The 14,850-nt window shown below is 50.9% G+C and carries 13 protein-coding genes; all 13 read right to left on the bottom strand.

Going from position 1 to position 14,850, the window contains the following annotated elements:
• Positions 1-55: 55 nt before the first annotated feature.
• On the bottom strand, positions 56-2,887 hold the full coding sequence (locus tag E3U44_RS02325; RefSeq protein WP_134356479.1) for a class I adenylate cyclase: 2,832 nt from the start codon (positions 2,885-2,887) through the stop codon (positions 56-58).
• Positions 2,888-3,021: 134 nt separating this feature from the next.
• On the bottom strand, positions 3,022-4,590 hold the full coding sequence (gene purH / locus E3U44_RS02320; RefSeq protein WP_134356478.1) for a bifunctional phosphoribosylaminoimidazolecarboxamide formyltransferase/IMP cyclohydrolase: 1,569 nt from the start codon (positions 4,588-4,590) through the stop codon (positions 3,022-3,024).
• A gap of 90 nt (positions 4,591-4,680) precedes the next feature.
• Positions 4,681-5,004 (bottom strand): DNA-binding transcriptional regulator Fis, encoded by a 324-nt coding sequence (gene fis / locus E3U44_RS02315; protein WP_134359635.1) that lies wholly within the window; start codon positions 5,002-5,004, stop codon positions 4,681-4,683.
• Positions 5,005-5,133: 129 nt separating this feature from the next.
• Positions 5,134-6,012: a 50S ribosomal protein L11 methyltransferase gene (gene prmA / locus E3U44_RS02310; RefSeq protein WP_134356477.1), complete on the bottom strand. Its 879-nt coding sequence runs from the start codon at positions 6,010-6,012 to the stop codon at positions 5,134-5,136.
• A 17-nt stretch (positions 6,013-6,029) separates the two neighbouring features.
• Complete coding sequence (gene accC / locus E3U44_RS02305) at positions 6,030-7,370, bottom strand: acetyl-CoA carboxylase biotin carboxylase subunit (RefSeq protein ID WP_134356476.1); 1,341 nt, start codon at positions 7,368-7,370, stop codon at positions 6,030-6,032.
• 4 nt (positions 7,371-7,374) lie between these two features.
• The gene (gene accB, locus E3U44_RS02300) at positions 7,375-7,821 is read right to left on the bottom strand and encodes an acetyl-CoA carboxylase biotin carboxyl carrier protein (protein WP_134356475.1); all 447 of its coding nucleotides are present in this window, start codon (positions 7,819-7,821) and stop codon (positions 7,375-7,377) included.
• 54 nt (positions 7,822-7,875) lie between these two features.
• On the bottom strand, positions 7,876-8,319 hold the full coding sequence (gene aroQ, locus E3U44_RS02295) for a type II 3-dehydroquinate dehydratase (protein ID WP_134356474.1): 444 nt from the start codon (positions 8,317-8,319) through the stop codon (positions 7,876-7,878).
• 245 nt (positions 8,320-8,564) lie between these two features.
• A complete protein-coding gene (locus E3U44_RS02290; protein ID WP_240761698.1) occupies positions 8,565-9,092 on the bottom strand; it encodes a TlpA family protein disulfide reductase in 528 nt (175 codons plus the stop codon).
• Positions 9,089-10,966, bottom strand: a complete 1,878-nt coding sequence (gene dsbD, locus E3U44_RS02285; protein WP_134356472.1) for a protein-disulfide reductase DsbD — start codon at positions 10,964-10,966, stop codon at positions 9,089-9,091. Before dsbD ends, E3U44_RS02290 begins: the two co-directional genes overlap by 4 nt.
• Complete coding sequence (gene cutA, locus E3U44_RS02280; RefSeq protein ID WP_134356471.1) at positions 10,963-11,304, bottom strand: divalent-cation tolerance protein CutA; 342 nt, start codon at positions 11,302-11,304, stop codon at positions 10,963-10,965. Before cutA ends, dsbD begins: the two co-directional genes overlap by 4 nt.
• Positions 11,305-11,345: 41 nt before the next feature.
• A complete protein-coding gene (locus E3U44_RS02275; protein ID WP_134356470.1) occupies positions 11,346-11,804 on the bottom strand; it encodes a DUF4389 domain-containing protein in 459 nt (152 codons plus the stop codon).
• Positions 11,805-11,917: 113 nt separating this feature from the next.
• Positions 11,918-12,685 (bottom strand): class I SAM-dependent methyltransferase, encoded by a 768-nt coding sequence (locus E3U44_RS02270; RefSeq protein ID WP_166805141.1) that lies wholly within the window; start codon positions 12,683-12,685, stop codon positions 11,918-11,920.
• A gap of 102 nt (positions 12,686-12,787) precedes the next feature.
• Positions 12,788-14,782 carry a PQQ-dependent sugar dehydrogenase gene (locus E3U44_RS02265; protein ID WP_134356468.1) on the bottom strand — a complete coding sequence of 665 codons (1,995 nt, stop codon included), beginning with the start codon at positions 14,780-14,782 and terminating at the stop codon, positions 12,788-12,790.
• Positions 14,783-14,850: the final 68 nt, after the last annotated feature.

The following is a 14,850-nucleotide window of genomic DNA, read 5'->3' as shown; positions in this document are numbered from 1 at the left end:
TTCATTGAAAAATGGTTAAATAATAATAAAAGCTGAGTGGGGGGGAGCGGAAGTCTTAATCAGCGGTGACTTCGGTAAGCGCTTGATTGAGTTGATCTTCAATAACACGCTTATAGTTAAGAAGATGCACGGTTTGGAGAGAACCCAGGGATTCGCGATCGAGCAAGGCAGGTGAGAGATCGAGATCGGTGATATAGATAGGATACGGTTCATGGTTTGTTCGTTGCTGGAGTATGTGGCGGGCCACCTCTTGGTAGAGATCGGCGCCATATTCAAAAGCAGAAAACTCTCGGTTATCACAAAAAACGGTGAAAACCTTATTATTATCCAGTACATCGCCTAGCACTTGGACCTGGAAATAGGTACTGGCTTGAGGAAGAGGGGCGGGCTGTATGCGTTCGATTATCCAAGGTCCGTAGCTACTTTGACATAGCCGATAATAGATTGTTTTATCCACAACTGTATTGTGATATCCCGGTGAAAGCATTAAATTGAGGCGTTCGACAATAGCATCAAGAAAGCGTGAATAGTGATCCAACAGTGTTTTCGCGTCGGTCTCAGGATAGATTTGGTGAAATAACGAGCCACGCTCGTCTAAGATAAAAAGTTCAATCCTTTTGGATTGAGCGCGGTAGAAGCACTGTACCTGTCTTGGCAGATTAGCTTCAAACAAGCGATGCAACAAGGCACAATGAGAAAGGCGTCGGTCCAAGAATACGGGCGTAAAAATGGGTTGAGGACGCCCTAGGGCTTTTAGCAGTGCTTCCATGCTAGGCAGTTTTTCAGTATACAAATTATCGTTTTCGAACCACAAGATAAAGTAATATTGCCCTATCCCCAATACATACCGCGTATGGGGAGGATAATTTTGATAATAGCAGGCCACGATATCCTGGAACAGGATCTCGATCCGTTCGGCGATGTGCCGCCCATGGCTTGTGGAGTAGCAGCCGGCAATGAGCGGTGGCGGTGGTTGGCCTTCTGCTAAAGGGGCCCACCGGAAGTACTCACTGAGACACTCTAAGATACCTTGGTTCCCCCTATAGGGGATGACTAGGACTTCTTTCCAGCTTGACAACAACACCATCTCAAGAGAAAGGACGAAATTTTCCCTAACTCCTCCATAACTCAATGGATCGGCACGGGTACTGGTAAGGTGTATTCCTTGGCGGGTGCGATGGGCCATGGGATCAATGCCCACGTTGATAAAAACCACCGCCCGCTCAATGAGCGGAGGAGTAGCATAGTTATCTAATGTTTGTCCATGGAGACAAGAGTGGGGAAATAGCTTTTGTAGCTGCGCTTGCAAAGTTTGCAGCTCAAGGGGCTTAGGCATGCCGTTCTTAGAGTAGGCTGCAAGGTGAGTTCCATGATTGATGAGGCCATTGAAATGGGCCCAGACCAGAAGTTCTATGACATTGTGGCCATGTTTGAGGGCGGTGCTATGGTTTCCGGAGGTAAGACGTCCCCGGTATAAAATCCATCCTGCAGGACAGTTGGGCTGCTCTAATTGATAAAATGACAGCCATTCTTCCCTAAGATTGGTGGAGATTTCTAGGTTGGTATATTCAATTTTCCCAGTTTTACGCCCGAAAGCGGCATATAGTTTGCGTCCCAAGATATGCAAATCCTGCTGGGTCTGGGGGGTTTGCCTCGTTTGAGCGCCGACATAATGGGACAAACGGCGATAACTATAAGTTAACTGATCCACTAACCGTTGTCGTTCTTTTATGACTTGGGGGATCTTCCATTCTGAACGGCTGTCTAATTGAAGTAGTCGGGTCTGGCCCCAACCCCATGAAGCGCTCAACGCTTGTAGGAGTTGTCGGCGCCAGGCGGGACGGTCAGATCGCCCGGGTCGGCTGAGGGGTTCATTGGCTTTAAAGTAGAAGCAGCACCGTGCCAATTCAAGGCGTTCAGTTTCCCCTCGATGCTGCAGATAGATTTCCACTTTTTGCAACATCATGACATAGGGATCCAGCTCATTGAGGTTGGTTTTGCCAGCATAGACTGCCCGTTTATAATGCCGGCAAAGCAGGTCGATATGGGGGTACTCGGAAGCATAGCATTCCATCAGCAGTAATTTGAGCAATGACTTGTAGGGCGAATCGATGGCTTTATTGAACTGCCAGAGGGCAGCACTGGAAAACTCTGCTGCAGGTAGCTGGGGGATACCACCAAAATTCAGGTAATCATTGGTCCGGAGCAAGTGTTTGCGCGAGAGTTTTTGCACTAAGTCCTCATAATAGGGCTCGCATTCGGGAGGAATAAGCCACCACAAAGGCGAGCGCCCAGCAACTAACAGCCCAGTCCGATAAAATTCATCCAGTAATAGATAACGTTGGGCAGAGCCACTGCTGATTCTCGATAGGGATTCAAAACGTCCTTCCCGGATCTCTTCTTCATCAATCAGGAAAAAGTGTACTTCCATTCCAAGCTCTGCTGCCCAGGCCTCAATGAGGGTAGATTTGACTTGCAGGCTTTCTCTATCAGTTTGCGGTAATCCGGGGCGGCAACAAACCCAGATATCGAAATCACTTTGCTTGGATTGGGCTACTGTGCCACTACTTCCCATAAGGAAAAGCCCATAAATCGGATGGATGGAGGGGACCCACTTTTTGTAGGCGAAGCCCTTGCTGATGCATTGTCCGGCCTTAATGGCCGTTGCTGTGGGGGAGTAGTTAGAAACTCCACAGGGGATGCTGGTACCTGAGAAACCAGGCAAGAGAGGATGGTTAGTATGGAATAACAGCGGCAATACATCGAGGAAAACCCGTTGTCGCGGCCATAACGATTCGCGGACGCGCCCAAGGCGATGGCGATTGAGGAGGAAGAAGCGTTGCCGAATGTCCTTATGGAGTAGGATAGCAGGTACTGTGGCGAGCATAGTACAGGGTACTGGGGCCTTGGCTAGAGGAGATAAGCGTTTGGGCTATCACGGCCGGGGCTATAACTCTTGGGGAACCCCTAGAACTCTTTATCCCTCCAGGATTGTAGACTGGTGACCATTTGGGTTAGGGCTTAGTGGCGGAAATGGCGCATTCCAGTAAAGATCATTGCCATATTCTGTTCGTTGGCAGCAGCGATCACTTCCTCATCGCGTTTGGAACCGCCTGGCTGGATAACAGCACTGATGCCCTCTTTAGCAGCCGCGTCCAAGCCGTCCCGGAAGGGAAAAAAGGCATCTGAAGCCAGAACTGCGTCTTGGATCGAGAACCCGGCCTCCTTCGCTTTAAGTCCTGCAATTTGGCTACTCATCACCCGGCTGGTTTGTCCAGCGCCAATTCCCACTGTTTGTTCGCCCTTGGCATAGACAATCCCATTGGATTTGACAAATTTCACCACACGCCAGGCAAATAGGAGATCCTTGAGTTCCTGAGAAGTCGGTGATCGTTCCGTCACGGTACGAAGTGCTTCCAAAGGCACTGTATTGATATCCTGATCCTGGAGCAATAGACCGCCAGCAACCCGCTTGTAATCCAATCCAGCCGTTGCCTGCAGTGGCCATTCACCACAGGCCATTACCCGGACATTGGGCTTAGTAGCGAGGATCTTCTGGGCTGCGGCTTCCACTGCGGGAGCAATAATCACTTCAACAAATTGGCGTTCAATGATGGTTTGTGCAGTGGCGGCATCCAGCGGCCGGTTAAAAGCGATAATGCCGCCAAACGCAGAACTAGGATCAGCACTATAGGCCCGTTCGTAGGCTGTTTGCGGGTCTTCTCCGGTGGCTACTCCACAGGGGTTAGCATGTTTTACAATGACACAGGTAGGGGTCTCATGAAAAGCTTTCACACATTCTAAAGCAGCATCTGTATCAGCAATATTATTAAAGGAAAGGGCTTTTCCTTGTAGTTGTTGGGCAGCGGCAATAGTGCCTTCTGGGGGAGCATGTTCCACATAGAAGGCTGCCCGCTGATGAGGATTTTCTCCGTAGCGCATTTCTTGCTTTTTGGCAAATTGGATACTGTAGCTGTGGGGAAACACACTCTTTTCACCTTCCGGGTTAAGTGTTCCCAGGTAATTAGCTATAGCAGCATCGTAGCGGGCGCTGTGTTCGAAGCTTTTTACTGCCAATTTGAAGCGGGCAGAGGGTGAGACAGCACCGTCGTTGGCCGCTATTTCGGTGAGGACTTGCTCATAGTCGGCTGGATCAACGATGACGGTGACTGCGGCATAGTTTTTGGCCGCGGCCCGAAGCAGGGTTGGTCCACCGATATCGATGTTCTCAATGGCGGTAGCTAAGTCGCAATCTGGTTTTGCCACCGTTTGCTCGAAGGGATAAAGATTGACGACCACCAGGTCAATGGGGTTGATGCCATGCTCAGCCATGGTGGCGGTGTCAATTTCCCTTCGCCCTAGGATGCCCCCATGGATCTTGGGATGGAGGGTTTTGATGCGTCCTCCCATCATCTCTGGGAAACCGGTATAAGTAGAGACTTCTATGACTCTAATGCCGTGCTTTTGGAGTAGTTGGGCGGTACCACCACTAGATAAGATTTCGACACCCTGTGTCTGGAGCTGCTGTGCAAACGCCACTATTCCGGTTTTGTCGGAGACGCTGATAAGTGCGCGGGCTATCGGTTTCATAGATTTCCTTAGTGATGTTCTGGCCTAGGACTTCCAAGCCAGGGAAGTTGTGATTCACTTCAAATCCTAAAAGATCGGCCCGGGATTGTATCAATTAATGGCATTGATACCGTATTGCTTTAGTTTTTTGCGAAGGGTGCCGCGGTTCATCCCCAAGAATTTAGCAGCTTTCGTCTGATTGCCACCAGTACGCTTCAACGTTGCTTCCAGCAATGGAGGCTCAATCTCCCTCATCACAATTTCATAGAGATCGGCAGGGTCGTGCCCATTGAGACGATCGAAATATTCGTCGAGTGCATGCCGGAGGCATTCTCTAATGGGTGAATCACGATGCTCCTCGCTGATGGTTAGCTTGCAGGGTTCTGTTTGTGTAGGCTCGTCGGTCATGCGGCCACCACTCTCGGCTTGTAACATCAACTATCAAAATTTCCTGTGCTTCGGCGAGCTGTTGCTCGCGAGTTCAATTCCAGATACCAGAAGGGATTACCTGAGGGGCAATCATCATACCCCTGACTGCAAGTTGGATAAAGGTCTAAGCTTATTTTAGTGACGGTAGCCAGTCAGCAAGGCCCAATTCTCTCTGATCACAGGAACATCGAAAGTGAACCAGGGGTGGTAGGCCTGAATGAGTTGTTGGACTTGATCCGAAGTAATGCCTGACAAAGCGAGACGGGCCCCCGGATGAACTAATTTAGCGAAGCACGAGGCTAATTCCTGCAAAGGACCAGCCAGGATATTCGCTACCAAGAGGTCAGCTTGGGTTTCTGCAAGTTCAGAGGGCGATAGGACTTGAAGCTGAGAGGCCACCCCATTACAGGCCGCATTTGCTTGGGTGGCCAGTAGGGCTTGGGAATCATAGTCGACCGCAAAAGCTGCCGCCGCCCCCAGCTTAAGGGCTGCTATTGCCAGAATGCCGGAGCCGCAACCGTAGTCGATAATCTGGGCTTGACTGAGATTGGCGTTGGCAAGCCACTCTAGGCATAACGCTGTGGTGGGGTGGGTGCCCGTACCAAAGGCCAGGCCAGGATCAAGCAAGACATTTACCGCTGTGGGATCAGGGGGAGGGAGCCAACTGGGGCAAATCCAAAGTCGCGAGCCAAACTGCAGCGGCTTAAAGTGGGTCATCCAGGCCCGTTCCCAATCCTGGTCTGCTAGGATTTCCCAATAATGGGCAGGAAACGTTCCTGGGGCCCAATCCCGTCTCAATATCTCCAGCAGAGTGTCTAGATCAGTGCCCACAGGGAAGAGAGCACTCACGCGGGTTTGCGTCCACAAGGGGGTATCTCCTGGTGGTGGCTCAAGAAGAGGCTGGTCGGCGGCATCTAGTAGAGTTACCGCCGCGGCGCCTATCTCGCTTAATTGGTTTGATAAGTGCTCGACCTTGTCGGCATTGATCTCGAAGTAAAGCTGAATCCAAGCCATCAAATATCTGCAGGAGATTATAGCCCGAGCATTCGTTCTAAATAGTGGATATTCGTGCCCCCAGCCCGAAAGTGAGCGTTCCTCAGGATATCTTGGTGGAGGGGAGCATTGCTCTTAATGCCTTCGATGACCAGTTCAGTGAGGGCTGTTTGCATGCGTGCAATGGCGGATTCGCGAGTTTCCCCATGGGCGATGATTTTGCCAATCAAAGAATCGTAGTGGGGCGGGACCGTATAGCCCGTGTACAGGTGGGAGTCGACCCTTATTCCCGGGCCGCCGGGCGCATGGTACATGGCAACTGTCCCAGGACTGGGCATGAAATTGCGTGGATCCTCTGCATTGACCCGGCACTCAATGGCATGGCCTCGGATTTCAATATCTTCCTGGCGATAGCTGAGTTTCTCTCCGGCAGCAATACGGAATTGCTCTTTGACAATATCGATGCCCGTGATCATTTCGGTCACCGGGTGTTCTACTTGGACTCGGGTATTCATCTCAATGAAATAAAACTCGCCATCTTGATAGAGAAATTCGAATGTGCCGGCTCCTCGATAACCGATTTTGCGGCAGGCTTCGGCGCAGATTTCACCCATACGCTGTCGTTGCTCATCCGTGATGCCGGGGGCAGGTGCCTCCTCAATGACCTTTTGGTGGCGGCGTTGCATAGAACAGTCCCGCTCACCAAGGTGGATAGCCTGACCATAGGTATCAGCCAGAACCTGGAATTCCACATGGCGAGGGTTTTCCAAATATTTTTCCATGTAAACCATCTCATTGCCAAAGGCAGCGCCGGCTTCCGTCCGAGTGAGGGAAATAGCCGTTAGCAGGTGCGCTTCAGAATGCACCACCCGCATACCCCGGCCACCACCGCCGCCTGCAGCCTTGATCATGACCGGATAGCCAATTTCTCTGGCAATCGCTAGATTTTCCTCGTTATCTTCCCCAAGTGGCCCTCCAGAGCCAGGCACACAAGGAACACCAGAGGACTTCATGGCTTTAATGGCGGAGACTTTATCGCCCATCAGGCGGATAGTTTCGGCGCGTGGGCCGATGAAGACAAAGCCGCTTTGCTCAACTCGTTCGGCAAAATCAGCATTTTCAGCCAGAAAGCCATAACCGGGATGGATAGCAATGGCATCGGTAATTTCGGCAACGCTGATCACGGCGGGGATATTTAGGTAACTTTGAAATGATGCCGCGGGTCCGATACAGACGGTCTCATCTGCAAGCAAAACATGCTTGAGTTCGCGATCCACCTCGGAGTGGATAGCCACTGTCCGGATGCCTAATTCCCGGCAAGCCCGTAGAATACGCAGGGCAATCTCGCCCCGGTTTGCGATAACAACCTTATCCAGCATGGAATTACTTTATGACAAATAAGGGCTGACCGTACTCCACCGGTTGTCCATTCTCAACGAGGATGGCAGCAATGGTTCCCGCTTGATCAGCCTCGATTTGATTGAACATTTTCATGGCTTCGATGATGCAGAGCACATCCCCCATCGCAACCTGATGTCCAATCTCTACAAATGGCTTTGTCCCTGGTGTTGGGGATTGGTAAAAAGTACCCACCATCGGTGACTTGACGATATGGCCAGAAGGAATTTCTTCTTCCTTTTTGGGGAGGGCCTCTTTGGGGGGCGGAGGCTCAGGAGGAATCGCGGTTGGTGCTACTGGAGTTGGGGGGAGGGCCGGAGATTGACTATGGCGACAAATACGGACAGATTCCTCTCCTTCATGGATTTCGAGCTCATCAATATCAGAGGCTTCGAGCAATTCAATCAACTTCTTGATCTTTCGTATGTCCATAAATGTCTCGTCTAAATCAGCAAAAACACCGTTAATCAGCAAAAATACTGGGCTTTAAGGAGGTAAGAACCGCGCGAGTGCCGCTTGCAAAGCCAATTCATAGCCTATAGGTCCCAACCCACTGATAACTCCTTCGGCAATATCAGAGAAATAGGAATAACGGCGGAATGCTTCTCGACCATGGATATTCGATAAGTGCACCTCAATAAAAGGTATGGCTACAGCGGTTAAGACATCCCGCAAGGCGATGCTGGTATGGGTAAACGCTGCCGGGTTAATAATAATAAAATGGATATCCTCATGGATGGTCGCCTGAATGCGCTCGATGAGAGCATATTCTGCATTGGCTTGGAAGCAGGTTAAGCGATGACCCGCCTGGACCGCCTGTTGTTCCAGGCGGGCATTTATGGCTTCCAAAGTAGTGGAGCCATAGTGTTTTGGTTCCCGAGTACCCAGTAAATTAAGATTAGGGCCGTGGATGACCAGTAGGTTTGCCATAATTTGGAGAGGATTGGATTAACAAGGTCGGCGGCATACTGTTCCTTAGGCAGATTATTAATTTGCCGCGAATTGTGCACTTTTTGTTGTTAAATGTCTAGATATTGGCGATTTGGGACCCAATAACGGAGATGGTACCGCTATTCCCCTTATGCCTGACAACTCACCGATAGGCGCAATTAAAAACCAAGCTAGAAATCCTGGTAGGTCGAGTATTGTACCTCGCTGGGAGCAATATTTCTCGGCTATAGCAGTGGCAAGATAAAGTTTTTTGTGGTCTCTTTGTCTAAGGCTCCTGCATGGGTATGAGTGATTTGGCCCGCGCGGTTAACAAAGGCGGTATAGGGGACTACTCCTAAATCGTTACCATAATCCGTAGCTATTACGGAGCCTTTTTCCTCGCTCACGAGGACTGGGTAGTTAATGCCATGCTCCTCGATAAATGCTTTGACTTTATCCGGGGTGTCAATAGCGACTCCAATGAACTGGAGTCCCTTTTCCCCCAGTGACTTTTGCAATTCAATGAATTCAGGAATTTCTTTTAGGCACGGCGGACACCAGGTCGCCCAAAAGTTTATCACCAGCACCTTGCCGTCCCACTCCCGGATATCGTGTTCCATCCCGTTAACATCTGGGAGTTGGAATACCGGTCGGAGTGGCCCCGTGGTAGGGTAATCGTTTTGCTGTGCTTGGTATAGGGCGTAACCCCCGATACTGGCTAGCAAGGCAGCGGCAAGTATTAAAGGCCAGCGGATAATTTTGCTCAAGATCATGCCCCCTTTGGTGTTTGCTGTGCCAGCAGAGCGTTGACTTGCTGCAGGTGTTTTAGGAATTCTTTCGGTGAAGCTTCGCCGATGAGCCGTACTCTCTTAAGCTCCGTGCCATCCGGCCCAAAAAAGAGCACTGAGGGAGGACCATAAAGAGAAAATTGGTTAAGCAATGCCTTATCTTTTTCGTCGTAAGCGGTCACATCGGTTTGCAATAATACGGTATTGCGGAGTGCATTCCTCACCGTGGGATCGCTGAAAGTGGTAGCTTCCATCCGCTTGCAATCTACACACCAGTCAGCGTAAAAGTCTAGCATAACTAAGCGATCTCCCGCCTCCTGGAGAGCAAGTTGCAGACCCTCAGGTCCTTTTATAGAGCGGAAATTTAGACTCTCCGTGTTTGGCGCATCGGTCGATTGGGCCACCATCAATCCCCGTAAGGGTTGCCACTCGGTGCCACTACCACTGGCCGCGCCTACAATGAGTAGGATTCCATAAACTAAGGAGATCAGCCCGGTTCCCTTCCATAGCTTGCTCCAGCCTGTACTATCGGCTCCTAGCGTCTCCAGCGCGCCGAGATAGACGGCAGAGATAATAAATAGAGCCCCCCAAAGGAGCATAATGACGGGGTGGGGAAGAATGCGCGAGAGCAGCCAGATGGCAACGGCAAGCAATAAGACTCCAAAGAGATACTTAACCGGTTGCATCCAGCCACCGGTACGCGGTAACAGCTTGCCTGCTGACGTGCCAAAAACTAGCAAGGGAGTGCCCATGCCCATACTCAAGGCAAAGAGAGCAGATCCTCCTAATAGGGCATCCCCGCTTTCTCCGATATAGATCAAAGCGCCGGCCAAAGGGGGGGCAACACAAGGGCCGACAATAAGGGCCGAAAATAAGCCCATGAGCCCTGCTCCTAAGAGGGTGCCCCCTTGCTGTTTCTGGCTGATATGAAACAGCCGATTCTGGAAGCGTGTAGGTAGCTGGAAGTGGTATAAATCAAACATGGAAAGGGCCAGCAGTACGAAGACCAAGCTGGCGCCCACCAGGATACCGGGATGCTGAAAAGTGGCCTGCAGGTTTTCTCCTACGAGTCCGGCGATAATGCCCGCCACGGTATAAGTTAATGCCATGGCAAGGACATACATGAGGGACAGCATAAAACTGCGCCGGGTGGTGATGTTTTTGCCTTGACCGACAATGATCCCTGACAAAATAGGAATCATGGGAAAAACGCAGGGGGTGAAAGCTAACAATAGTCCAAAGCCAAAAAAGGCTGCCAGGGTAAGCCAATTCTGGTCATTAAATAGGGCCTGGACGATGCGGTCTTGGGCAGGAAGGGAAATACCTGGGGTTTCCCCTGGTGCCGACCCTGGGCCTGTTTCTATGGGATTCACTCCGTCGGCGGAGGGTGGAGGCAATTCCAGGCTAATTTTCTGGGTCGTGGGAGGGTAGCAAATGCCGTGAATTTCGGAACATCCTTGCAAGGATGCTTCCAAAATCACTGTTTCGGCTGCTGTGTCTTGGCGGTTTAGCCTGATGGGAATTTGGACCTCGGTTTGGCCCTCATAAACCTCTGTGGAACCGAAAAATTGATCCTCTTTGGCCTTGCCGGGTGGCAGCTTCACCGTGGAGACAGTCACTCCCGGCGGTTCGAGGATCTGAAAGGTGAACTTGTCCCGGTACAGGTAGTAGCCTTCGACGATATTCACCCGCGCCATTAGGGTGTTACCGTCTTCCACTGCGGCGTCATAGATAAAAGCCTGGTCAACCTTCAGCAGAGGGGGCTTCTCGGTTTCTCCGAACCCCAACCGGTCTAGCAGACCGGCAGAAGCTGAAGTACCGGTAAGCAGCATTAAAGCGAAAGCAAAGAATGTTCTCATGATTGCTGGTGTAATTCTTCGTCTATCCAACGCAAATAGCCATCCAGGCCGTTGCCGATAGTGACAGCAATGATTTCGGGAAGTTCATAGGGATGCTGTTCTCTGATAATCTGCTCTACTGCTGGATAATGATCGGCGCGGGACTTAATCAATAGCAAGCATTCACTGTCAGTTTCGATTTTTCCCTGCCAACGGTACACTGAAGTCAATCCCGGGACAATATTCGCGCAAGCGGCATGGTGGTTTTCTACCAATAAAGTCGCGAGCCTTTTGGCCACCTCTTGGTCGGGGCAAGTACAGAAAATGAGTTGGTAAGGGTGATCACCAGGATTAAACATAATGCATGTTTTTTCAATAGGGATGAGAAATTAAAGGGACTCTATTCTGCTTGAGAGGATTCTTCGCTGCTAGAGGTTGGGTTTATTTTGGCGGCTTCGGGTGCCGATTGGACCGTTCCTGTCGCAGGATCAGCTGATGACGAAGGAGCGTTTCCCGTAGCAGGTTCTCCAGGTTTGGAGGTAAGAGGGCGTCCCAGTCCTGTCGGCATGCTTTCTGGTTTGGGCCAGTCGGAGAAGGGAAACGGCCGCTCCTCGGTATTATAGGTCAAATAGAGCAACAGATGGTAGATATAGGCTGAGGCTTGTCTGCCAAATGTGACTGCCCGCTCATTGCTACCCCCGGTGAACAGATTATAAAAAATGAGAAATATAATGGCTGCCCATACTGCAAACTCGGCCAAGGTATAGGCAACGGCAAATAGCATCATAAATAGGAGACGTTTCCAAAAAGTCGGGTTTTTTAAGTTTTGAGCAACATTAGTCGCTTCTTGATTAGTCATAAGCAAACTCCATCGATATCTTTCTTTAAGATTCTTTCAACCACTATTATAGCAACAGTTTCTTCTTATCTATATTTGTAAAAGTTAGCAAATCAAGCGATTAGATTATAAATTCAAGGGGTTTTTGAGCGTTTACGGGTGAGGTAGACGTCAAACCGGGTGTTTTTGCTCTCAATAGCAAAGTCTGGTTTTAATCCTGCCACGGGAGAGGCTAGGCGAGGACGCTTGACAACGACCCGCTGCCGCGCACATTTCAGTGCGCCTTCAAGGAGTAAGAAGACATTCTCACTTTTGCCCACCAGGGCGCGCAGCAGGCGCATTTCTTTTTTTACCAAGGCGCTTTTAGTACGTTCAGGGTACATGGGATCGAGGTAGACCACCTCAGGAAGATCCTGGGCGCTGAGTTTGGCCATCCAATCTATGGCGTTCGCTTGAATTGATGTCATTCGGGTTGCTACCGGAGCGGTTTCAGGTGCTTGGCGTGCGCGCTCCAGACCATCGTCTAGCAACGCTCTTACAATGGGTGATTGTTCTACTAAGAGCACTTGGCAACCTAATGAAGCGAGCACAAAGGCATCCCGGCCTAGGCCGGCGGTAGCATCTAGTACATCAGGGCAGGCCCCTCCCTTAAGGCCGATAGCTCGGGCCAGCGGTTGTTGACGTCCTTCGCCTCGGCGGCGACGGTAACCCATGGCCCCTTTGACAAAGTCTATAAAGAGGGGGGATCCCAGCTCAGGGTGGCGTATTTCTAGTCGTTGGGCATTTAGGACCAGCGCTATGGTGGACCGGTCAAGGGGAGGGTTAAGCAGGGGAAGACTCAGTTGGTGAGCTAATTGGCGGGCAGCATCTACCTGCTCTGGGTCCTCGGAGGCAATGCCGATAGGGAGGCTGGCAATACCCCCCCCCTCCGTATTAGAGGTTGTCAGCACGTGCTATCCAGTGGTGTCAGGATTTTGCGACCCCAGGGAAACTAAGCGGGGATATCATTGGGGTAATGGCAGCCATATCAGCCGTCCAGCCTTCATATCGGGCACTAATAGATGGTTCCCATCCGGGGCTAGACCAATATCCGCAGCAGCTTGGAATTGATCCCTAAGTAAGCGGGGAGCGGCTGTAGGCGAGTCCAGTATATATACTTTGCCGTTTTTATAATCACTCACATAGAGTCGTCCTTGGGTATCTTGGACCAGGCCATCGCCGCCACCAAAACCGCCGTTGATGCGTTCCATAGTCCCCGTCTTAAGCGCTATTCGGTAAAGTTCGCCGGTCATAAAATCCACCATTAAGAGATGATTTTTGTCATCCATTAAGAGACCATTGGGGCTTTTAATTTCGGCCGCTGATTCACCGTCCGCTAGTAGATCTACCTGGCCACTTGGGGAAATCTTAAAAATGGCGCCGCCTTGGCCTTTGAGATCCCCGCTGTCAGAAACATACAGAGTGCCATCGGACCCAAATTCTAGGTCATTAAGAAAACGGGGTGGACGGGGGAAAGCTGAAGCGGTGACAAACTCCTTGCTTACTCCATCTGGGCCAATCCGGACAATACGGGTTCGATCAGTGACATAAATCTGATTGTCCCATACCGCCAACCCCTTAGGGTCGTTCAAACCTTTCGCAAAAACTTGGGGTTCCCCATCGCTGCCAATGACCATAATGACACCGTCCCCATCCACATCAAACTCACCAATTTGGGAAACATAGACTCGCTCATCTGGGCCGGTTAAGGCGGATTCGGGGTTGACCAAATGGGTGATTGTGCTATAGATGGGGTTTTCGCCGCGGTAGCGGACTCGATAGATCATACCGCCCCGGTCATCGGAAATATAAAGAGCCCCTTCAGGCCCCTGAATGACATCTACCGGCCGACCCCAGGCCCTCTGAGTGGGTTCTAACCAGCCGGTGATAAAGTCTGTCGCCCGTACGGGTTTGCCATCTTCAAAGTGAATCCGGATGACTTTATAGCCGGCGTAGCTTTGATTGCGGTTCCACGAGCCATGGAGAGCAACAAAGGCATCATGCCGATATTCAGTGGGAAATTGATCCCCAGTGTAAAAAGTAATCCCTAGGGGGGCAGCATGGGCGGGCAACGTCAGGACCGGAGGTTCAGTACCCTGGCAGAAATCAGATTCAGGAGCGGGAAAATTGGGATCGGGGACCCGATTGCCCCAACAGTATGGCCACCCATAATGGGCGCCTTTCTTTACTAAATTAATTTCTTCAGGAGGAAGATCATCACGGGGGGGACCGCCGGCGGTAGCTGTGCGATTATCCGCGCCATTGTTGGTGGCATAGAGGGCGCCCGTTTCCGGGTGCCAAGCAAAGCCTTCGGCATTTCGTAGGCCGGTAGCATAGACGCCCTCGGGAAGATCGTCAGCGCCCGCGGGACGGCCATCAGGATAAAAGCGGAGGATACTCCCCTGCCGTGGGTCTTTCTCCACGCAGATATTGCATGAGGATCCGGCGGTGACATAAAGCAGTCCATCTGGTCCCACTTTGAGGGTCTTCATTGGATGCCTTCCCCCACCTGGAAGCCCGCTGACAACCGTTTCCATGCGGGTTGCAGGGCAGGCCTTGTCCTCCTGCTGCAAACGAATGATGCTATCTTGATTGGCGACCAATAGGTCTCCTTCTAAAAAAGCCAAGCCTTGAGGTCCATTCAATCCATCGGCAACAAGACAAAGCGTGTTCTCCTCTTGGGCACCCTTCTTGGGCAGCATGACAACTTTATTATGGGTCAATCCCAGAGAAACGTAGAGGTTGCCTTCCTCATCAAAGACCATAAAACGAGGACCGCGATAGAACTCAGCGCCAGCTGGCGCTAGGCCACGGGTATAAACCTCCACTTCGAACCCTGGGGGCGCCTTGAGCTTGGTCACAGGATCTGCCGGAATTGGGGCGACAGGCGCCAGGCCTGCAACACACACAGGGCCATTAAGTAGAAAAAATAGGGTCAAGACCAAATAGCGGATAGGCATAGATCACTCCTGATGATGGTGATAACTATACACCTTAAATTTAAAAATCTTCGTCACTGTGGCGCTAA

The organism is Nitrosococcus wardiae, assembly GCF_004421105.1.
GTDB lineage: Bacteria > Pseudomonadota > Gammaproteobacteria > Nitrosococcales > Nitrosococcaceae > Nitrosococcus > Nitrosococcus wardiae.
Note: the sequence above shows the minus strand (reverse complement) of the source record. Positions and strands in the feature narration are given on the sequence as shown.